The 21,420-nt window shown below is 72.1% G+C and carries 17 protein-coding genes; 7 read left to right on the forward strand and 10 right to left on the reverse strand.

Annotated features, from left to right (window positions below; translation table 11 throughout):
- Positions 1–306: 306 nt before the first annotated feature.
- From PWG71_RS11020 to PWG71_RS11045, 6 genes are all read right to left on the reverse strand, one after another.
- Complete coding sequence (locus PWG71_RS11020) at positions 307–1,101, reverse strand: SAM-dependent methyltransferase (protein WP_274809572.1); 795 nt, start codon at positions 1,099–1,101, stop codon at positions 307–309.
- 670 nt (positions 1,102–1,771) lie between these two features.
- On the reverse strand, positions 1,772–2,908 hold the full coding sequence (locus PWG71_RS11025; RefSeq protein WP_274809573.1) for an NAD(P)/FAD-dependent oxidoreductase: 1,137 nt from the start codon (positions 2,906–2,908) through the stop codon (positions 1,772–1,774).
- On the reverse strand, positions 2,905–3,102 hold the full coding sequence (locus PWG71_RS11030; protein WP_274809574.1) for a ferredoxin: 198 nt from the start codon (positions 3,100–3,102) through the stop codon (positions 2,905–2,907). Before PWG71_RS11030 ends, PWG71_RS11025 begins: the two co-directional genes overlap by 4 nt.
- Positions 3,099–4,301 carry a cytochrome P450 gene (locus tag PWG71_RS11035; RefSeq protein ID WP_274809575.1) on the reverse strand — a complete coding sequence of 401 codons (1,203 nt, stop codon included), beginning with the start codon at positions 4,299–4,301 and terminating at the stop codon, positions 3,099–3,101. The genes PWG71_RS11030 and PWG71_RS11035 overlap by 4 nt, the downstream gene beginning before the upstream one ends.
- A gap of 450 nt (positions 4,302–4,751) precedes the next feature.
- Entirely contained in the window at positions 4,752–5,975 is a 1,224-nt protein-coding gene (locus PWG71_RS11040; protein ID WP_274809576.1) for an MFS transporter, read from the reverse strand.
- 322 nt (positions 5,976–6,297) lie between these two features.
- Positions 6,298–6,912 carry a TetR/AcrR family transcriptional regulator gene (locus PWG71_RS11045; RefSeq protein ID WP_274809577.1) on the reverse strand — a complete coding sequence of 205 codons (615 nt, stop codon included), beginning with the start codon at positions 6,910–6,912 and terminating at the stop codon, positions 6,298–6,300.
- 219 nt (positions 6,913–7,131) lie between these two features.
- On the opposite strand from PWG71_RS11045, the gene PWG71_RS11050 reads away from it, so the two are divergent.
- From PWG71_RS11050 to PWG71_RS11060, 3 genes are read left to right on the forward strand one after another with little or no spacing between them, the layout of a single operon-like run.
- On the forward strand, positions 7,132–8,631 hold the full coding sequence (locus tag PWG71_RS11050; protein ID WP_274809578.1) for an FAD-dependent monooxygenase: 1,500 nt from the start codon (positions 7,132–7,134) through the stop codon (positions 8,629–8,631).
- A gap of 52 nt (positions 8,632–8,683) precedes the next feature.
- Positions 8,684–9,817, forward strand: a complete 1,134-nt coding sequence (locus PWG71_RS11055; RefSeq protein WP_274809579.1) for an alpha/beta hydrolase — start codon at positions 8,684–8,686, stop codon at positions 9,815–9,817.
- Position 9,818: 1 nt separating this feature from the next.
- Positions 9,819–10,625, forward strand: coding sequence for an amidohydrolase family protein (locus tag PWG71_RS11060; protein ID WP_274809580.1), 807 nt, complete (start codon positions 9,819–9,821; stop codon positions 10,623–10,625).
- A gap of 63 nt (positions 10,626–10,688) precedes the next feature.
- Here the strand turns inward: PWG71_RS11060 and PWG71_RS11065 are convergent, their stop codons facing one another.
- Positions 10,689–11,972 carry an MFS transporter gene (locus PWG71_RS11065; protein WP_274809581.1) on the reverse strand — a complete coding sequence of 428 codons (1,284 nt, stop codon included), beginning with the start codon at positions 11,970–11,972 and terminating at the stop codon, positions 10,689–10,691.
- A gap of 447 nt (positions 11,973–12,419) precedes the next feature.
- On the opposite strand from PWG71_RS11065, the gene PWG71_RS11070 reads away from it, so the two are divergent.
- Positions 12,420–13,748: an amidohydrolase family protein gene (locus tag PWG71_RS11070; protein ID WP_274809582.1), complete on the forward strand. Its 1,329-nt coding sequence runs from the start codon at positions 12,420–12,422 to the stop codon at positions 13,746–13,748.
- Between the two features lie 495 nt (positions 13,749–14,243).
- On the opposite strand, the gene PWG71_RS11075 is transcribed toward PWG71_RS11070, so the two are convergent.
- The 3 genes from PWG71_RS11075 to PWG71_RS11085 form a co-directional block, all read right to left on the reverse strand.
- Positions 14,244–16,265, reverse strand: a complete 2,022-nt coding sequence (locus tag PWG71_RS11075; RefSeq protein ID WP_274809583.1) for an acetoacetate--CoA ligase — start codon at positions 16,263–16,265, stop codon at positions 14,244–14,246.
- Positions 16,262–17,920: a bifunctional 3-(3-hydroxy-phenyl)propionate/3-hydroxycinnamic acid hydroxylase MhpA gene (gene mhpA / locus PWG71_RS11080; protein WP_274809584.1), complete on the reverse strand. Its 1,659-nt coding sequence runs from the start codon at positions 17,918–17,920 to the stop codon at positions 16,262–16,264. Before mhpA ends, PWG71_RS11075 begins: the two co-directional genes overlap by 4 nt.
- Positions 17,921–18,168: 248 nt before the next feature.
- Positions 18,169–18,825, reverse strand: coding sequence for a TetR/AcrR family transcriptional regulator (locus tag PWG71_RS11085; protein ID WP_274809585.1), 657 nt, complete (start codon positions 18,823–18,825; stop codon positions 18,169–18,171).
- A 133-nt stretch (positions 18,826–18,958) separates the two neighbouring features.
- On the opposite strand from PWG71_RS11085, the gene PWG71_RS11090 reads away from it, so the two are divergent.
- The 3 genes from PWG71_RS11090 to PWG71_RS11100 are packed head-to-tail and all read left to right on the forward strand — an operon-like array spanning position 18,959 to position 21,398.
- A complete protein-coding gene (locus PWG71_RS11090) occupies positions 18,959–20,092 on the forward strand; it encodes a VOC family protein (protein ID WP_274809586.1) in 1,134 nt (377 codons plus the stop codon).
- Positions 20,089–21,039, forward strand: a complete 951-nt coding sequence (locus PWG71_RS11095; RefSeq protein WP_274809587.1) for a fumarylacetoacetate hydrolase family protein — start codon at positions 20,089–20,091, stop codon at positions 21,037–21,039. The genes PWG71_RS11090 and PWG71_RS11095 overlap by 4 nt, the downstream gene beginning before the upstream one ends.
- Complete coding sequence (locus PWG71_RS11100; protein WP_274809588.1) at positions 21,036–21,398, forward strand: DoxX family protein; 363 nt, start codon at positions 21,036–21,038, stop codon at positions 21,396–21,398. Before PWG71_RS11095 ends, PWG71_RS11100 begins: the two co-directional genes overlap by 4 nt.
- The last annotated feature ends 22 nt before the right edge of the window (positions 21,399–21,420 follow it).

Here is a 21,420-nt window from a genome sequence, read left to right on the forward strand (position 1 = left end):
GTGCCACGGCCGCCGAGGTCCCCCCGGAGACCGTCGCGGAGGATCCCGCCGGCCCCCCGGAGGCCGGGACGCGGGCCGCGGGCGACCGGCTGGATCCGGGCCCGTGCCGGGACGCCACCCGCCGCCGGGCGGCAGGGGACCACGACCCCGACGACCAGGTCTTCACCGAGTACCGGCAACCGCGGGTGGGGCCGCCTCGCCCTGTCAGGACGCACGGGCCGACAGGGTGGCCCCACACGTGGTCGACCGCCTCGGACGCGCCCGGACGGAGAGACCTCGCACGGAGCGCACGAGGCCGTGCCGGAGTCAGGGCTTGCGAGCGACGCCCCCGTACTGGGCGACCTCCTGGACCGTGCCCACCTGGGCCTCCTCGGGCCGCCAGAACGGTACGGAGACCACGCCGGGCTCCAGCAGTTCCAGACCGTCGAAGAAGGCGCTGATCTGCTCCGGGGTGCGCAGGTGGATGGGCTGGGCCGCGTTCTCGTTCCAGGCCTTGGCCGCCTCCACGATCTGCGGGCTGGTGTCGGTGCTGTCGCACAGGGCGAGGAAACTGCCCGAGGGCAGGGCGTCCACGTAGGCGCGGGCCACGGCGTAGGTCCGCTCGTCGGCGGGGAAGTGGCCGAGCGTGCCCATGATGATCAGGCCGATCGGCCGGGTGAAGTCCAGGTGCTCGCGAGCCTGGGCCAGCAGTGTCTCCGGGTCCGTCAGGTCGGCGTCGATGTAGTCGGTGGTGCCCTCCTCGGTGCTGGTCAGCAGGGCTCGGGCGTGCGCGAGCACCAGGGGGTCGTTGTCGACGTAGACGATCTTGGACTCGGGGGCGATCGTCTGGGCGACCTCGTGCGTGTTGTTCGCGGTGGGCAGGCCGGTGCCGATGTCCAGGAACTGCCGGATGCCCTCCTCCCGGGCCAGGTGGGTGACCGAGCGGACGATGAACCGGCGGTCCGCGCGCATGAGCTCGACGATCTCGGGGAAGGCCTGTTCGACCTGCTCTCCCAGGGCGCGGTCGACCGGGTAGTGGTCCTTGCCGCCCAACCAGTAGTTCATCACTCGTGCGGAGTGGGGGACGGTCGTGTCCAGGGGGGTGTACGGGGTGTTCGTCATGAACGCCTTCCGGCTCGGCCGATGATCGAGGGATCATCGGTCATTCTCCTCGCTCACGGACCCTTCTCGCAAACAAGAATCCCCTGTACACAAGGGTTTTCGCGGGCATCGACGACCCTCCCGCCCACCGACCGGGGGGACCGCGGAGAGTGCTCGGGGCCGCACGGGAGGAACCTACCGACCCCACACCGGGTTTCGCACGCGCGTATCAACCGGACACGGCCGACGATCACGGGGTTCCGCCCCCTCCGGGCACCCTCGTCCTGGCCCCCTACCATGACCCTCGTGGCCACCGTTCGCACTCTGTTCTCCCCTCTCCGCCGCGCGGCCCGGTCCCCGACGTCCTGCCCCGGCGTGCCATCCTCGCGACCCTGGTGATCGGCGCGCTCATCTTCCCGGGCATCATCGCCCGACACCTCGTACCGTTCCCGTGGGAACCGCTGCCCGACCGATCCCGTGCTCTGCTGGGCCTCCCGCCCACAGGGCCGCAGCCGTCACACTCGTCGGACTTCCGTCCCTTCCGCGACCGGGACGACACTGGAGGGTCCGGCCCACCGGGCTCGGGTGGCGGATCCCGGGAGCCCTGGCGGCGTCCCGGGCCGCCGCGACCGCCCGGCGGTGCGGCGCGGGTCCGGGCGGCCTCGGCCGTGCGACCACTCGTACGGCGCGATCACGAGGCCAGAGCGCGAAGTGCGGCGACGGACTTGCGCAGGCCGTACGCGACAACGGTCGAACGCCCGTCGGGTCGGTCCCAGGTGAGCAGGGCCCGCCCGGTCCCCGGATCACCGTCCCGTGTCGTCGGTTCGCCGGTGACCGGCAGGGGACCCACGACCTTGATCGCGAGACCGGCGACCTCGGTCCAGAAGAAGTCGTCGGTGGGCGGTCCCGCGGGCGGGTGGCCGAGCACCGAGGCCGCGGCCACCCTGCCCTGCGCGACGGCGTTGGACCAGAAGGGGGCGCGCCGCGGAGGGCCGGATCCCTCGTTCGTACGGAGGTACGTGACGTCACCGGCCGCGAAGACACCGGGCACGCCGGTGGAACAGGCGTGGTCGATCCCGACCCCGAGCCCGTCGGCCAGGCCCGATCCGGCGAGCCACCCGGTGCACGGTGATTCGCCGGCGCAGGTGACCACCAGATCGGCGGTGAGCACGGTCCCGTCCGGGAGCCGAACACCGCTGACGGGGTCGCCGGCCAACGTCGCGAGTCCCCGGGCGTGATGGAACCGGATTCCCCGTTCCCGCGCCCGTGCCGTGATCGCGGCGGACAGGTAGTCCCCGAGGACCCGTTCCAGTGGCCGATCGACGTCCACGACGGTGACCGGGACACCGCGCGCGGCGCACGCACCGGCCACCTCCATGCCGAGGAATCCGGCGCCCAGCACGATCGCGGACCGGGCGTCGGCCATGCGCGCCCGCAACCTCCGGGCGTCGTCCAGGGTCCGGAGGACGAGTTCGCCCCGCTGGCCGGGCACGGCGATCCGTCGCGCCTCGGCCCCGGTCGCGATGATCAACGCGTCGTAGGCGAACGATCCGTCCACGGCGGTCACCACACGACGGTCGACGTCCACTCCGGTCGCGGTCGTCCGGACCACGTCGACCCCGAGGTCGTCGAGACGCAGGCCCAGGGTCTCGTCCGCCGTCGGGTCCTTGAGGACCGTCTTGGACAACGGCGGCCGGGAGTACGGACCGTGCCGCTCGGCGCCGATGATGGTGATCGCCCCGCCGTACCCCAGGGTGCGGAGTTCCCGAGCGGCCGTCGTGCCGGCGAGTGATTCACCGACGATGAGCACCGACTCCGGCGTGGTCACGGGATCGCCCGCAGGACGGCCACGGGGCAGGAGTTCACGGCCGCCTGTGCGACGGAGGCGTGTTCACCCGGCACCTCGGCCCCTTCGAAGTGGTAGCGGAGTTCGGCGTCGTCGTCCAGGCTGAACACGTCCGGAGCCCGCTCCGCGCACAGGCCGTGGCCTTCACAACGGTCGTAGTCGACGGAGATCTTCACCGGCCCTCTCCCTCGCGAGTCGGGACGAGTTCGAGCGGCAGGCGCTCGAAGCGGTGGATGATGTTGTTGAGCGCCCACTCGGGCGTCCCGGTCACCTCGATCCGGTCCACGCGGTCGATCAGGGCGCGCAGCATCGCCGACGTCTCCAGACGGGCGAGCCCCTGGCCCGCGCAGCCGTGGGTGCCGTGCCCGAAGCCGAGCTGGCGGGCGGCATCACGGCGGATGTCGAAGGTGTCCGGATCGTCCCACTCACGGGGGTCGCGGTTCGCCGAGGCGTAGATCACCAGGAGCCGTGAGCCCTTCGGGATCGCGGTACCGGCGACCTCGCAGTCGTGGGCCGCGGTGCGCGCGAAGGCGCGGAGCGGCGATTCGTAGCGGACCACCTCGTTGACCGCGTTCGGGATGAGCCCGGGGTCCTCCTTGAGCAGGCGCCACTGATCGGGATGCGTCGCGAACAGGTACAGCGCACTGGATATCGCACTGATCGTGGTGTCCAGCGACGGGGCCAGGTAGTCCATCATCAGCGTCGCGCACTCGGCGTGCGGCATCGCGCCGGCATCCGCCGCGCGCAGGATGTCATCGCCCATGCTGCCTTCGAGCACGGTCCGTTCCCGGACCACGCGATGGGCGAAACGCACCATGCCCAGTGCCGAGGGGAACGTCTTCATCGACTGCCGGTTGGCGGGGCCCTGGGCGTCGAACGCCGCGCCGGCCCATCTGAGCAGGTGCTCGCGGCCCTCCTTGGGCCAGCCGACGAAGTCCGGGACGACCGACATCGGCAGCTCGGTGGCCATCTCCACGCCGTCCACCGTCCGGCGCGCGACGGCCGCGTCGACGACCTCGGCGGCCTGCCGCTCGACGACGTCCTTCATGGAGCGCAGTGCCCGTGGCGTGAGCCGGTGCGCGACCTGGCCGCGGCGGCGCGCGTGGTCCTCACCGTCGCTGTAGAGCGTGGTGCCGCGGCCGGTCCGGTTGGCGACGCAGTTGAGTGCGACCCCCTCCCCGGAGATGAAGGTCTCGTGGTCCAGCAGGACGGCCTTGCACTCGGCGTACCGGGGCAGCGCGTAGACCTTGTGCCTGCTCAGCCACACGACGGGACCGAGGTCGCGCAGTTCGGTGTAGCGCGGGTAGGGGTCGCGGACGGCCGCGGCCGAGTACAGGTCGGAGCGGTGGACCGGGACCTTCGCGAGAGTGGACATCACGCCTCCTTCGGCCGACGGGCCACACCGGTGCGGAGGACCGGGGTGGCGGAACGGTGTGCGGACGGGTCGGTCATCGACCGCCTCCTTAGCTTTCTGACGATATATTCACTTACGATCATAACGTCAGTCAAGCAGATTCGAGGATTTCGTCAGAACCGATGCCAACGTCAGATGGGGAGGGGCGTTGTGGGCGGCGACCCCACCGGTCGGCGCCGCCACGCCGTGCGACGGCGGGTCCCGGGCACGACGTCCACGGAGGTCGACCGTCGGCCGCCCCCGCGATCCCGCCCGGACGCCCCGGCGCGGACCACCTCTCCGGCCCCCGGGCCGCTCCCGCGCGAGGGAGTCAGGCCGTCGGGCGCGCCGTTCCGGCGGCACGCCCACCACAGGGGTGGCACGCCCCGGACCGGCGAGGACCCCCCGGTGGGGCATGGCGGGGCACCCGGCTCACGTCCCCTCCGACGGTGTGGTCGACGCCGTCGCGGGGAGTCCGTCCTCGAACGGGGGCAGCCTGCCGAGAAGCGATCCGGCGACGCCGATCAGCGCGGCCAGCACGAGCACGGGGATCAACGAAGCCGCCCAGGAGTCCGTCGCCGCGTAGAGCAGACCGGTCACGAAGGTGGCGGCGCTCGCCATGAGGTAGCCGCCGCCCTGGACGAACGCCGACAACTGGCCCGCGCCCTCCGGCGTCCTGCTGCGAACGCCGATCATCACCAGGGTCCAGGAGAACGCCCCGGACCCGGCCCCCAGAAGCGCGGCCCACACCCATCCGTCCAGCATCAGCGGCGCGGACATCACACCGATCCACCCCGCCGAGGTCAGCGACGCGAAGGCGATCGGAAGCAGCAGGGAACCGCGCGTTCCGCGGATCAGGAGCGGCAGCGTCAAGGAGATGGGGATGCTCAGGCCCGAGATCACGCCGAGAAGGGCCCCGGCGTGGGCCGTGTCACCGCCCGCGTCGACGATGAGGGCGCTCCACCAGCCGAACTGCACGTAGGCCTGCGACGCCTGGGCGCCGAAGCACAGCGCCATCACCCAGCCCAGCCTCGTCCTCGCCGCGTCCGCGATGGACAGGCGTCGCCCTCCTGCTCGGGCGGTCGCGCTCGACCGGCCGATCAGGGCACAGGGGATCCACAGGGCGAGGCTCAGGAGGGGCAGCGCCGCCCAGACGCCCAGTCCCCCACGCCACCCGCCGAAGACGTCGCCGATCGGAACGGCGGTGACCGCGGCGATGGTGGCCCCGAGATTGATCGCCACGCCGTACAGCGCGCTGACCACGACGATCCGCCGGGGGAAGTGCAGCTTGGCCAGCGCCGGCAGCACCACGTTCCCGACGGCGACGCCGACCATGGCGAGGCCGGTCGCGAGAACGAACACGAGCGATGATCCGGTCAGGGCCCTGGCGACGAGACCCGTGGCGATCGTCGCCAGGAGCAGGATCGTCACCTTGTGCGGGCCGTACCTGGAGATGACCCGGCCCGCGCCGAGGCCGACGAGCGCGAAGAACAGCGTCGGCAGGGTGGCGAGGACGCCGACGGCCGTGGCCGTCAGGTGCAGGTCGTCCCGCAGGGTCGGCAGCAGCGCGCCGAGGCTTCCCACACCGGAGCGCAGCGACAGTGCGAGCGACTCGACGGCGGCCAGGGCGAGGACCGCGAGGAACACTCGTCGCACCCGCGCACCCCTGGGTCCGGTTCGCTCCGCGGGCGGTTCGTCGTCGGGTATCGGTCGCACGCGTCATCCACTCTCCGCGTCGCCGACGGGGCGTCCGCTGGTCGCATTCCGAGGTCCGGCCGTCTGACGACCCTGTTTTCGGCTACAACGTATCAGCAGGGTTCCGCGCAGGCCGGACGGGCACTCCCGTCAGGAATCGAGGCCGGACTCCGGCCCCTCGCCGAGCACACCGTCGCGGACGACGGGTCCGGGTCGACATCCGCGAGGGGACCCCTCCCCACCGGACCGGAGACCGGGGTCGCCGCGGCAGGCGCCGTCGGCGCTACGGCGTCGGCGTCCGGGCGTGACGGGAGCGCAGCCCGTCCATCATGAGTTCGAGTCCGAAGTGGAACTCGTCGGCGAGGGCGATCGGTCCCACCGATTGCACGTAGGCCGTCACGGGGAGGTCCAGCTCGCCGTGGCCCTCGATCCGATAGGCCGCACCGGACGAGGCCGCCTCCGAGGCCGCCTGGACCGCGAATCCCAGCACGTACCGGGCCAGGGTCGCGTACGCCCGGAGCGCGTTGAGCGGCGTGAACCCGTTGGTGACCAGGACCGAGAGGCAGCGCTCCCGGAGTCGGAGCGCGTGAGGGCCCATCGGGATCTCACTGAGGATCAGCGGGGCGACGTTCCGGTGCCGTTCGAGAACGGCGAACATGTTCTCGGCGATGTGGGCGACGGACACGTCCCAGGTCGACGCCTCCACCAGGGCCTCGTCGAGGCGCACCTCGGCGAAGACCGCGTCCACGACGCAGCGGGCGAGGTCGGCACGGCCCGAGAAGTGTCGATAGAGCGTCGCGGTGCTGCTCTGCATGCGCGTGGCCAGGGAACGCAGGGTCAGGGCCTCCGCGCCCTCCTCGTCCACCAGGTCGAGCGCGACGCCGACGATCCGGTCCACGGGAAGGGGTGGGCGTCCGGGCCCCCGGCTTCTCCGGGACCCTGTGGTGGATGCATGTGTCGACACGCCACGAGTATGCCACGGCGGCACGGAAGGGGTCTCCTTGCCAGGCGCCGTGATAACGGCTACGTTGTATCCACAATGGGTCGGCGCGGACCGCCGGGCGTGTTGGACGCTGTCGTTCCGGCCGGCCTTCCCCGCGAACCGGAGGCCACCACAGTGAGCACCTCTTCCGACGTACTCGTGATCGGCGCCGGTCCGGCCGGCATGACCCTCGCCTGCGACCTCCTGCGTCGTGGCGTGGCCGTCCGGATCGTCAGCGCCTCGTCCGAGGGTTTCCAGGGCTCCCGCGCCAAGGGCGTCCAACCCCGGACCCAGGAGGTGTTCGATGACCTGGGCGTGCTCGACGCCCTCGGAGCGCGTTCCACGACGTATCCCCGGCTCGGCGTCCACCTCGGTCCGTTGACACTCCGGCGGACGATGATCCCGCTGCACGAGGCCACCGAGGCGGTACCGCACGCCGACACCCTCCTGATCGGCCAGTACGACACCGACGCCGCGTTGCGCCGTCGGATCGCCGAACTCGGCGGCGAGGTCGAGTTCGGCACACGGCTCACCGACCTCGAACCATCGGCCGACGGGGTCCGGGCGACCCTCGAAGGACCGGACGGGACCACGTCGGCCCACGCCGGATACCTCATCGGCGCCGACGGTGGCGCCAGCACCGTGCGCACCCTCCTCGGGATCCCCTTCGACGGCACGACCGACGAGAGCGACCGCATGATCGTGGCGGACCTCGTCCTCGACGGGCTCTCCCGCGACCTCTGGCACGTCTGGCCGGGCCTGGGCGGACGGTTCATGGCACTGTGCCCGATGCCCGGTGGCGAGGTCTTCCAGCTGATGCTCAAACTGCGGGCGGGCGAGGAGGCGGACGTGACGACCGACGGTCTCACGGCGAAGATCCGTTCGTTCTCGGGAGCGCGCTCGGTGACCGTGTCCCGTGTCCGGTGGTCCTCGGTCTGGCGGCCCAACACGCGCCTCGCCCGGAGGTACCGCGAGGGCCGGATCCTCCTGGTCGGAGACGCGGCCCACGTCCACCCGCCGACCGGCGCCCAGGGTCTCAACACCGGCGTCCAGGACGCCTACAACCTCGGCTGGAAACTGGGGCAGACCCTCGCGGGCGCACCGGACTCCCTGCTCGACACCTACGAGGACGAACGGCAGCCCGTCGCGGCCCGCGTGCTCGGTCTCGCCTCGGAGATCTACGCGAGCACCCGGAACCGACCGACCGCGGCGATGACCCGTGGCGACGAGGAGCGGCAGCTCTCACTCGGCTATCGCGGCGGCCCGCTGGCCCCGTCGGTCGCCGAGGACGCGACCGGGGTCCGGCCGGGCGATCGCGCGCCGAACATCGACTGGACCGACCCGGAATCGGGCCCCCAACGTCTCATCGACCACCTCCGCGGACCCCACTTCACCCTCCTCGCCCTGGGCGAGGAGGCCATCGTCTCGGCCGCCGACCTGCCGTGGCCGCGATCCGGCGCGCCGCTGCGCACCGTCGCCCTCCCCTCCTCCGAAGCGGCCCGCGCCGCGCGGGCCTACGGAACGCGGACCCCCGCCCACATCCTCATCCGCCCCGACGGATACGTGGCCTACACGGCGAACGGTCGGTGGGCCGAATCCGCCGCCCGATTCGGTGCGCTCGCCCTTCCCGCGTAGCCGTACGACATCCGGACCCCACCCCGCAACACTCCGCAGAAGGAGCGTCTCCGTGTTCGACGACCCCCGTGTCCACGTCCGCCGGTTCACCGGCCGGCGGGCCGAGACGGAGGAGGCGCTCGCCGCCCTCTCCCAGGTCTCACAGGCCGCGTTACGCCAGTTCTCCCTTGAGCGGACCATGGCGTACGGAGTGGACCACGGCGACGTGGTGGAGCTCAGGGCCCGAGTGGTCGCCGGCGAGGATTGGCGGACCGCCGCGACCGACCTCGCCCGGACCTGCTCGGAGTACGCCGACACGGCCCCGGGCACGCCCACGCGCGTGGCCTACCTTCGGCGCGGATCCGCTCTCCTGCGCATGAGCCAGATGATGTTCCTGGAGGACACCGACGACCGCCGGGCGATCTTCGCCCGCGCCGCGGAACTGTACGACGAGGCCGCGCGCCTCGCCGGCGACCGGACGCGGGTCGTCCTCGAATCCGAGGACGGACCGTTGGCCGGCTGGTGGCTCTCCGCCGGCCCGTCCCCGGTCGGCGCCGTCATCGTGATCGGCGGCATCGAGGGCTGGGCGATGGACTTCGACGGCATGGGAACGGCACTGGCGGCACGAGGGCTCGACGTGCTGTTGCTGGACGGTCCCGGCCAGGGGGAGTCCCGTTTCACCCATCGGCACTACCTGACACCGACCTGGATCCGCGCCTACGAACGGGCGATCGATCACGTCGCGGACCGCTCCCCCGCGTCCCCCATCGGCATCGTCGGGAACAGCATGGGCGGCGGGCTGGCGATGGCGGTCGCCGCGCACGACCCCCGCGTCCGCGCCTGTTGCAGCAACGGCGGACTCGTCCACCCGAGACTGGTCCCCCCCGACATCGGGACGTTCTTCACCAAGATGGTGGCCTTCTGCGGCACCGACGACCCGGACTCGGCGATCGCCACCTGGGCGTCCGTCGACCCCACGGCGGACGGCCCGAACAGCGGTTACCCGCTGCTCGTCGTCCACGGGGGCAGGGATCCGATGATCTCCGACGATCTCGCCGCCCTGCTGTTGGACGGGGCACCGACCGACGACAAGGAGATGGTGGTGTTCTCCGACGGCGATCACTGCGTCTACAACCACCGCCAGGACCGCGACGTGCTCGTCGCGGACTGGATGCTCCAGCGGCTCACGACGGCGCGAGGGGTCTGAGATGCGCATCGTCGACGCCCAGATCCATCTCTGGGAGGGCCCCGACGCCCCTCCGCACCATGCGCGCTCGCCGTTCACCATGGAGACCGCCGTCGAGGCCATGACCGCGGCCGGCGTCGACCGGGCGATCAACTGCCCCGCGCTGTGGGACGCCGACGCCAACGACTACGCCGCCCTCGCCGCGAGCACCCACCCCGAGCGCTTCATCACCATGGGATGGTTCCCGCTCTCCCCCGGCGGCGACGCGTCGCTGGTGGCCGACGCGATGGCGGCCCCCGGCGCGGTCGGGCTGCGATTCGTCGTCGTCGACCCGGCCGAGGTCGCTCGGGTCGCCTCCGGAGAACTCGACTGGTTGTGGCGCGCCGCCGACGAGCGGGCGCTACCGGTCGCCCTCATGGTGCTCCCGGGCGATCTGCCGCTCATCGGCGGGCTGGCCGGACGTTTTCCCCGCATGCGCCTGATGGTCGACCACCTCGGGGTGCTCCCCTTCCTCACACTGCCCGAGGCCATGGCGCACCTGGACGACCTGCTCGACCTGGCGCGGCACCCCAACATCGCGGTGAAGGCGACCGGGGTCCCGAGCATGGCGACGGACCCCTACCCGTTCGTCTCGACCCATGACGCGCTCCGGCGGATCCACAACGCCTTCGGGGCCGAGCGCATGTTCTGGGGCACCGACGTCACCCGCATGGACCGCACGTGGGGTGAGTGCGTCACGATGTTCGTCGACCACCTGCCGTGGCTGACCGGCCGCGACCTCGAACTGGTGATGGGCGACGCCGTGACGGCGTGGCTCGATCGGCGGTGACGGAAGGGCGTCAGAGCCGGCCGGGGCCGGGACCGTCGCGACGGTCCCGGCCCCGGCCCGTCGTCAGCGTGTGCCGCGGATCCGGGTGACGGTCACTCCGCCGAGGACGGCGAAGAGGGCGGCCGCGGGGAAGACGAGCGCGTATCCGTCCGTCGTCACGACGATCACGCCCGCTATCGCCGGGGCCAGGATCTGAGGCGCGATGGACGCCACGTTGGTGACACCGAGATCCTGCGCGAAGGACGTCGAGCGGGGCAGCACCTGCGTGACCAGGGCCGTGTCCACCGCCTCGAAGCATCCGAAGGCCAGAGAGGTCACGACCACCATCGTGAGGTAGGCGGGCAGGGACGGGGAGAACAGCGGGATCATGAACCCGACGCCCATCGTCACCGAGGCGACCTGAACGAAGATCTTGCGGCGGCCGACGCGGTCCGACAGCAGTCCGGCGGGCACGGCGGCCAGGCAGATGCACAGTGCCGCGATTCCGGCGGCGATGCCCACGTGGCCGACGGCGTCGTCACCGAGACCGACGTAGTCGCCCAGCAGGTACAGGGAGTACCCCTGGACGACGAAGAAACCGGTGTAGGTGAACATCCGGCTCCCCACGACCCACCAGAAGTCGGGGTGGTCCCTGGGGCTGACCAGGAACGTGCGCCACCACCTCATGCCGTCGGTCGACGGGGGGCGGGCGACGCCGCGGTTGTCGGTGTCCGCCGCGAGGTAGAGCCGGGTCGCCCCGAGGACGACGGGGACACAGCCGAGCACGAGATAGGCGATCCGCAGGTCGTCGGAGAGGACCGAGGCCAGCACGGTGCCGGCCACGGACCCGAGCATGATGCCGAGCCCGAGGCCGGCGCTGAAACGTCCACGCCGTTCCGCGGGCACGCGGTCCGGTAGCACCGCGGCGAGGGGCCCCTGGGCCGCGCTGAGCACGAACTCGGACACCACGTAGAGAACGGCGAGGACGAGCAGGGAGTCCACCGTGCCCATGGCCCACAGCACCGGCGCGGCGATCAGGCCGCCGCCGAGCACGTACGGGGTCCTGCTGCCGACACGGCTCCGGGTCCGGTCGGAGAGCATGCCCGCCAGGGGTTGGGACAGCAGCGCGGCGACGGCCCCGAAGGCGGTGAACAGGCTCAGGACGCCGGCCTTGGCGTCGTCTCCCGCGAGCGTCTGCACCTGGAGCGCGAGCAGCACCCCCGGGACCGCCCCGTAGACCATGGAGATCCCGAACTGCGAGGTGACGATGGAGATCAGCAACGGCGTGCGGGCGAGATCCGCGCCGCGCGGGGGCGTCCCTCGTCGGACGCCCTTCGGGGGCGGGTTGGATGGGGTCGACGTGCTCACGCCTGTCTCCTTGCGTCAGGGGAAAGCCCACCGGCGGTGGGACCGGGAGTTCTCGGGTCGGGTGGAAGGTTCGAAGGACGGCGTCTCGGCGGACGCCCGCGGATGATCGGTGGGCCGTGGCCACGGGTCCGGCCCGATCACCGGCGGCACCGTCCGACGTGTGATCGCGCCCGTCGCGCGGAGTGACTCCTCGTCCCTGCTCCGCCGTCCGCCGCGAGCGCTGACGGGGTGTTCGTCCACGGCGTCCGGGCGAGCCCGGCGAACCCCGGGTCCCGGTACCTCCTCGAAGCGCGTCCGAGCCCGCGGATGCCGAGGTCGGCGCCTTCCGATTCGACGGGCGACCCCCATGGATCCCACCGGGGTCGACGCCGTCTCGCCGTTCGTATGACGGCGATCACATAGTATCGGCTATACTGTAGCCGATATTCATCGACCTGAGGAGTCCCCGTGAACCGCACGCTGATCACCGGGGCCACCGTGATCACGATGACCCCGGACCGCCCCGAGGCCGAACCGGCCGACGTCCTCATCGAGGGGGACACCGTGCTCGAAGTCGGCCCGGACCTTCCCCGCGACGAGGCGGAGACCGTCGACCTGACGGGGCGCGTCGTGTGCCCCGGCTTCGTCAACGCCCATCTCCACACGTGGCAGACCGCCTTGCGGGGCACCGGCCCGGATTGGACCCTCCTGGGCTACCTGGCCCACATGCACGGCGGGATCACCGGGCGTTACCGACCGGAGGACGTCCATGTGGCGACCCGGGCCGGCGCACTCGCGCAGCTCGATCGGGGAACGACCACGATCGCCGACTGGGCGCACCACTGCTCGACCCCCGAGGACGCGATCACGGCCGTCGACGCCCTCGCCGATTCGGGGATCCGGGCGGCCTTCCTGCACGGAACGCCCTACCGCGACCCCGACGTTCCCCACCCGGTCGAAGTGATCGACCGGCTCATCGCCCATACCTACGGAAACGGGCTCATCACGATCGGCATGGCCGCTCAGGGCCCCCAGTACTCCTCCCCCGCGGTCGCCGTCACCGACTTCGGGGCCGCACGCGACCGGGACATCGTCGTGTCGTTCCACCAGAGCGGTGGTGACCTGGCCGACGGCTGGACCGCGCTGCGGTCGGAGGGCCTGTTCGGACCGCGCGTCAACATCGCCCACGGGGTCGAGTCGTCCGACGAGTGGCTGGAGTACCTGCTCTCGCGGGGCGTGACGTTCACCAGCACACCCGAGAACGAACTGGGGCAGGGGCACGGCACGCCCATCGTCCCGCGCCTCCTGGACGCCGGCGGCCTCCCGTCGCTCGGCACCGACACCGACGCGGTCACCGGCGGGGACGTGCGTGACGCGGCACGACTGGCCCTCGCCCTGCGGCGAGGGGTCGAGCACGAGCGGAACCGCCGTTCGGGTGAGCCCATGGCGCTCGAAACGTCGGCGCGGAGCCGGCAGGCCTTGGAGTGGATCACCACCGGCGGCGCCACGGCGCTCGGACTCGAAGACCGGGTGGGACGGATCTCCGCCGGGATGCGGGCCGACCTCGTCGTGATCGATCCGCGCGGCATCTGCGCGGGCCCGATGCCCGATCCGGTGGGAGCCGTCCTGAACGCCGACCGGGCGGACATCGAAGCGGTGATGGTCGGCGGCGCCTGGCGCAAGCGCGACCGCGCGTTGGTGGACGTGGACGTCGAAGACGTCATGTCCCGGCTCGCCCGCTCGGCGCGTCACCTCCTCGGGGAACGGAACGTGCCGAGCGGCGCCCCGGCCGCGTGACGGATCGAGGTCGGGCGCCCTCCGTCGCCGCCGAGGTCGCGGACGTGGGACGGCGGAGGCGGGATCGGCTCACCGAACCGGCCTCCGTCACGGACCTCGGCCGCCATGTCCGGTTCGTGGGCGAAGGCCTCCCTCGTACCCGGCGATCTCCGGTGGACGCCCTCGGGACACCGGCATCCCGTCCCGGCGGAGTACCGGGCCGGGTCGCAGGTCCCGTCGCCGCCGCGCGGCCCGCGGACGACGTGGCCGCGCGGCTCGGCGCCCCCGGCCGGTGGGCCCGGACCCGGCCGGATCACCTCGTGGCCCGACCGCGGTCGGCCACGGCTCCGTCGAAGGCGTTCGGAGGGGAGCCGGTGCCGTGCGGGAGCGGCCCGGCCGGGCCGCTCCCGCACGAAGCGCACGCCCCCGAGAACGACGACCCACGGCGATGACCACGCCGTGGCCGCCATGGGCCGGATGCGGCGTGGTCGTACACCGATGGCGAGGACGACGGGGCTACTCCGTGCCGACCGACGCCCGCCGGGTCACCTCCAGACGCCGCTCGGCGCCGAGGCGGGCGTAGAAGGCGATGAGGTCGGGGGCGTCCACGGTGCCCGCGCTGACGGCCTGTTCCGGCGCGACGCCCTGGAGCAGGCGTTTGACCGGGACCTCAAGCTTCTTTCCGGTACGCGTGTGGAGGACCGCCGGTACCTGAAGGATCTCGTCGGGGACGTGACGGGGAGAGGCGCCGGAGCGGATGGCCTCGCGGATCGTCTCGCGCAGGGCGTCGTCCAGCACGGCTCCGTCCGCCAGGACCACGAACAGGGGCATCCAGTACCCTCCGTCGGGTTCCTCGCAGCCGATGACCAGGGCCTCGGTGATCTCCGGAAGCCGCTCGACCACGTCGTGGACGTCGCCGCTGCCCAGGCGGACGCCGTGGCGGTTGAGCGTGGCGTCCGAACGGCCGTGCACGATGACCGAACCGTGCGAGGTACGGGTGATCCGGTCGCCGTGCCGCCACACGCCGGGGTAGGCGGCGAAGTAGGCGTCGTGGTAGCGGGTGCCGTGGGCGTCGTTCCAGAAGTGGAGCGGCATCGAGGGCATGGGACGGGTGACGACGAGCTCGCCGACCCGGTCGGTGACGGGCCCGCCCCTGTCGTCGTAGGCGGCCAGCGCCACGCCGAGGTTGGGGGCGGAGAGTTCACCCTCCCAGACGGGGGTGGTCGGGGTGCTGCCCGCGAAACCGGAGGCGACGTCGGTACCGCCGGAGGTGGAGGCGAGCTGGACGTGTGCGCCGACGTGCGCACGCACCCATGGATGGGCCGACGCCGGAAGGGGGGAGCCGGTACTGCCGACCATCCGGACGGCCGACAGGTCGTGGGCGTCGGGCTCGATGCCGTACTTGGCGCACGCGAGCAGGTACTGGGGGCTGGTGCCGAAGACGGTGACCCGATGGCGGGCGGCCAGCTCCCACAACAGGTCCGGGCGGGCGGGGGGCACCGGGCCACCGTCGTAGGTGCAGGCGGCGGCCCCGGTGAGCAGGGCGGAGACCTGCATGTTCCACATCATCCAGTGGGTGGTGGTGTACCACAGCAGTCGGTCTCCGGGACCGAGGTCGGAGTGCAGGCCCATGACCTTGAGGTGTTCGAGGAGGATGCCGCCGTGACCGTGGACGATGCCCTTGGGCAGGCCGGTGGTACCGGAGGAGAACAGGATCCACAGGGGGTGATCGAAGGGGACCGCCTCGCAGCCGAGCGGCTCGGTGCGGGTGGCCGCGTCCTCCCATCGGGCGGTGGACGTCGGGTGACCGTCCCCGGGCCAGGGCAGGCCCACGTGGTCGACCAGGATCGTGGCCTTGAGGGAGGGCAGGGCGCGGGCCAGCTCGCGGGAGGCGTCGCGGCGGTCGTGCGTGGTGCCGTTGAAGAGGTAGCCGTCCGCGGCGACCAGGACCGTGGGTTCGAGTTGGGCGAAGCGGTCCGCGGCGGCCCGTGGCGCGTAGTCCTGGCCGCACACCGACCAGACGGCCCCCAGGGTGGCGGCGGCGAGCAGGGCGATCATGGCGTGCGGGGTGTTGGGGAGGTAGCCGACCACACGATCTCCCCTACGGACACCCATGTCCCTCAGGGTGGCGGCGACCGAGGCGACCCGGGCGCGCACGTCGTCGCCGGACAGCACGTGCTCGGAGCCGTTCTCGTCCAGCGCGATGATCGCGGGGCGGTCCGGCGCGAGCGCCCGCAGCAGGTGCTCGGCGTAGTTGAGGGTGGCGCCCGTGAACCAGCGGGCCCCCGGCATCGTCTCCCGCTCCAGCACCCGCTCGTACGGGGTGTCGGCCCTGACCTCGAAGTACTCCCAGATCGCGCTCCAGAAACCCTCCAGGTCGGTCACGGACCAGCGGTGCAGGGCCGCGTAGTCGGAGGCCTCCACTCCACGGTGGCGGGCGACCCAGCGTCCGAAGTCCGCGATGCGGCTGTTCTCCGAGGCGGCGGGGTCGGGGGTCCAGAAGGGCTCGGGGTGGTCCGTGCCGGTCGGGGTGGTCATGAACTGCTCCTGTGCGGTGGGGTGGCGGGTCGGTCGTGCGGATCGGCCGTGGTCGGTGGGCGGGGAACGGATGCCGTGGTCAGCAGCGAGGTCCAGGCGGGGGTGTCGTCCAGGGCGCCCGCCGCCGGTACGGCGTCCAGGACGACGCGGTCGGGACGGAGCAGGACCGCCTGCGCCCGGCCGCGGCGCAGCCAGTCCGTGAGGCCGCCGTCGTCGTCGACGACGGTCTCGCCGGGAAGGGCGCCGATCGGGCCCACATGGACGACGCGCGCGCCGAGGGCGACGGCGGCGGCGCGCGTGGCGGGCGCGGGCGGCACGGCGGTCACCAGGGCGAAGCCGTCCCCGAGGACGTCGTCGAGGAGTGCGCGCCGGCCCTCGACCGTGACCCGGGGCTGCGGGCAGGAGCCGCCCACCAGGCGGGTGCGGGTCGATCCGCGGCGTGGGACGAGGGGCCCGATCGGTATCGGGCGGCCGAGCCGCTCCCCCGCCGCCCGGGCGAAGCCGGGCAGGCGGAAGAGGGTCCTGAGCGCGGCACCGCGCAACGCGGCCACGCGGTCCCGCCCTCCGGTCATCGTCCATCCCACCGTGACGGCGAGACGGATGAGCTCGCGGGCGTGGGGTCGGCGCTCGCTCTGGTAGGTGTCGAGCAGTGCTTCGTCGGCGTCTCCGGCCAGGACACGGGCCAGCTTCCAGGCGAGGTTGTGCGCGTCGCGCAGGCCCGCGCACAGGCCCTGGCCGATGAAGGGCGGGGTCTGGTGGGCCGCGTCGCCCAGCAGGAAGACCCGGCCCTGACGCCACCGGTCGACGAGCCTGGCCCGGAAGGTGTACTCGACCTGCTTGAGGATCTCGAAGTCCTCGGAACGGGACGCCTCCACCCAGGGGCGGACCAGCTCGCGGGCGCGCCGTTCGGCGACGGCGCCCTCGACCCCCTCCCCCTCGCGCAGGCGGAACTCCCAGCGGTAGCGGTCCTGCGCGATGCGCATGAAGGACGCGGCCCTGGCCGGGTCGCAGACCTGGTCGACGCCGCCCCACGAGCGCACGGGCAGCGTCGTGCGAGCGTCGAGGACCATCCATCGCTCCTCGAAACGCAGGTCCTCCCATGCGGCGCCGATGGCCCTCCGGGTGAGGCTGTTGGCGCCGTCGCAGCCCAGCACGGCCTCGGCCCACAGGTACTCCGGTCCTCCTCCGTCGACCGGGCGCACGGTCACCCGCACCGGCCCGCCCGGGGCCTGGCGCACGTCGGTGACCTCCAGACCTTCACGCAGCTCGCACCGCCCGCAGGAGGCGAGGGCGCGCCGCAGCAACCGTTCGAGTTCGGGCTGGTCGAAGAGGGTGGTCTGCGGATGGCCGTGGTGTCCCTGCTCGGTGTCACGGTCGAAGGTCGCCATCACGCGGTGCCGGGCGTCCAGCAGGCGCAGACCCCGGGCGGGACGGGCGAGGGCGGCGAACCCCTCGTGGACACCGGCGGCCTGGAGTATGCGGCGTGCCTCGTCGTCCATGGCCACCGCGCGGGGCAGCGGGTAGACGTCGCGATGGCGTTCCACCAGGACGGAGCGGACGCCCTGGCGGGCGAGCAGGAGGGCGACGGTGACGCCGACGGGGCCCGCGCCGACGATGACCACGGGTACCCGTCGGGGGGTCGGCGTCGTGGTCATGGGCGCCCCACCTCCTGCTCGGAGCGGCGACGGTCGGACTCACGGTGCGGCATGTCCACCTCGGTTCGAGACGATGTTATGTGACGAAATCATCAGGCATGAGGAAATATTCGTCAACTGATTCTGAGGAATTCGTCAGATACGCGGCGCTCGCCGTGCGCCACCCGCCCCGGACGCCCCCCGCCCGACGGACCCCGGTCGCACGGGCCCGGGGCGACCACGCACCGGCCGGCGCGGTGGAGGCGGGCTCAGGCGACGACGCCGAACCCGTCGACCGCCGCCTCCAGGTCGGGCAGGGGGCGTCGGCAGATCTCGTGGGCCTCGTCGGCGGGGAGGCCGAACATGCGCAGCAGGTCCTCGGCGACCCGGTCCGTGGCCCGGGCGTCGTCCCACTCGGGATGGTCGTGCAGCATCCGCCCCAGGCAGAGTTCGGCGCCCGCGACGATGACCAGGGAGAGCTCGGGGTCGCGCACGTTGAACCGACCGGCGCGTTCGGCGGCCTCGATGTCGCGCAGGGCGCGGGGCGCGATGCCCCTGTCCGCCCCGACCAGGGACAGCCCGTTGCTCAGAAGGACCTTGCCGAGTTCCGGCCGACAGCGGTGCAGTCGCCCGGCCAGGCGGAAGCCCTGCGTGAACACGTGCGCCGGGTCGTCCAGATCCGTGGTCAGCCCGTCGAGGAGTTCCCCGTAGGCGTCGAGCGCGTCCTCGATCACCGTCCGGTAGAGCCGTTCCTTGCTCTCGAAGTGGTTGTAGAACGACCCCACCCCCACGTCGGCGGCCCGCGTGATCTCCAGGATCGAGGCGTTCACGTTGCCGGACGCGATGAAGGCCCCGGCCGCCCGGATGAGTGCCGCACGGGTACGCGCCCTGCGCCTCGCCAGACGGCCCGGGGTGCCCTCCGTCATGCCTGTTCCCTTCTTCCGTGTGGGCGGGTTTCACCCTGCCCCTGTCCTCAGTTGTGAGGATCTCGTCAGTTATCCTCGAATGATGATACATTCGCATGTGACGATATCGTCAGAATAAAGAAGGGAGAGGTCGATGATCCACGACCACGACCCGCACGCGGATCTGCACAGTGAGCGGGGCGCGCTGCCGGGTGAGCACCCGGGCCGGGCGCGCGACCCGATCATCAAGGTGCACGACCTGGCGTGGCTGGAGTTCGAGAAGCCCGATCTCAAACGGGCCGAGCTGTTCGCCGGCGCCTTCGGCTTCACCACCTCGCTGAGCACCCGCGACGAGCTGCACCTGCGCGGCACGGACGCCGGTCCGCCCTGCGTGATCGTCCGCCGGGGCCCCGGATCGCGGTTTCTCGGGTCGGCCTTCAGAGCCGCCGACGACGGCGACGTCCTTCGGCTCGCGGACGCGACCGGGCGGAAGGCCGAGAGCCTGCCGGAGGCCTTGGGCGGGATCACCGTCGACCTGAGGGATCCGAGCGGGGCGAGGGTGCGGGTCGTGTCCGGCACCCACGAGCTACCCGCCCTGCCGGGACAGGAGCCGCTGACGTTCAACTTCGGACACGGCACCACCCGGGTGAACGCCACCCAGCGACCGCGGCGGGAGCCGTCCAAGGTCCAGCGGCTCGGCCACGTCGTGCTCCAGTCGACGAGGTTCCGCGAGACGCTCGACTGGTACCTCGAACACCTCGGCATGATCGTCAGCGACTTCCAGTACTTCCCGGGGCAACGCGGGCGTGGGCCGGTCATGGGGTTCGTCCGCTGCGACCGCGGGCCCACACCCGCCGACCACCACACCCTGGCGATGAACCTCGGCCCGTCCAACCGGTACGTGCACTCGGCGTTCCAGGTCTGCGACCTCGACTCGATGGCCGCGGGCGGCGAGTACCTGCTCGACCGGGGGTACCAGCGCTCGTGGGGTATCGGCCGACACATCGAGGGCAGTCAGATCTTCGACTACTGGCGCGACCCGGACGGGTTCCTGGTCGAGCACTTCAGCGACGGAGACCTGTTCGACTGCACGCTCGAACCCGGCTGGAAGCCGTTCTCCGCCTCCACCCTGTTCCAGTGGGGACCGGCGCCCACCATGGACTTCCTCGGCATCAAGCCCGGCCGGGACTCCCTCCGCGAACTGCGCGAGGCGATCGGCGCGCTGCGCGACGACAACGAGTTCGACCTGCACCGCCTCCGCGGTTTCCTGAAGGTGGCCACGTCATGAGCACCACAGTCCTGCGCACCGCCGACGCCTGGTGGGTCCGCACTCCCACCGGTGCCGTCAAGGTACGGACCGAAGCCACGACCACGGCGCAGCTCCTGGCCGACCGCGGGGCCGTCGCCGACGCCGAGGCGGGCACCGACGGCGTCGACCCCGGGGACCTCGCCCTGGTCTCACCGGTCACGGCGCCCTGTCGCGTCGTCGCCCAGATGACGAACTTCGTCTCCCACGTCAAGGACACCGGCGGCAGGCCCGAGTCCGTGCCGTTGACGTTCTTCCGCAAGGCGTCGGGGTCGATCAGCGGCCCCTTCGACGACGTCGTCCGGCCCGAGCACGTGCGATTGCTGGACTACGAGGTCGAGATCGGGCTCGTCATGGGCTCCGAGATGCCCGTGGGCTCGCGGATCGGAGAGGACGACCTCGCCGACCACGTCGCCGGACTCGTGGTGACCAACGACGTGTCGGCACGTGACGTCCAGTTGCCGCGGACGCAGTACTACGAGGGGAAGTCCTACCCCTCCTTCACGCCGATCGGCCCCGCGCTGGTCCTCCTCGACGCCGACGAGCTCAGACGTTTCGCCGATCTGCGGCTGCGGCTGTGGGTCAACGGCGAGCTCCGGCAGGACATGACGGCCGCCGACATGATCTACCGGCCCGTCGAGGCGCTGCGCGGTCTGGCCCGCTTCCAGCGGCTCGAACCCGGTGACCTCGTGCTCACCGGGACTCCGGTCGGCACGGCCATCAGCGCGCCCGCGAAGCCGATCCGGCTCATCGCCGGACTGCTGCCGGAGGACCTGAAGTGGTCCCTGTTCTTCCGCGGCCAGTCCCGGAATCCGAAGTACCTCAAAGCCGGCGACGTCATCGAGGCCACCGTGGCCACGGACGACGGCGCCATCGACCTCGGCCGGCAGCGCACGGTCGTCAGAGACCGAAAGGTGGAGCGTCCGTGAACGTCGTCTTCGTGATCCTCACCGTTCTGCTCGCGGTGTTCTTCCTCGCCCTGGGCACGGCCAAGATCCTGGCCCGGCCGCAGATGCGCCTACTCGCCGAGAAGAGCGGGTTCTCCGTCGGGGCCTACCGGGGCATCGGCGTCCTGGAGGCCGCCGGCGGGATCGGGCTGCTGCTGGGTCTGGCCGTGCCTCCGCTCGGCGGCCTCGCCGGCACGGGGCTGCTGCTCCTCCTGGCCGGCGCCCTCATCACCCACCTGCGCCGGGGTGACGGGCCGCGCGAACTCGCCCCCGCGGCGATCGCGGGTCTGCTCGTCGCCGTCCACCTCGCCCTCGGCCTGGTCCCCGGGCTCGTCTCCTGACCGGAGAAGGAACGAGGACGCC

The organism is Nocardiopsis sp. N85 (genome assembly GCF_028882275.1).
GTDB classification, from domain to species: Bacteria; Actinomycetota; Actinomycetes; order Streptosporangiales; family Streptosporangiaceae; genus Nocardiopsis; species Nocardiopsis lambiniae.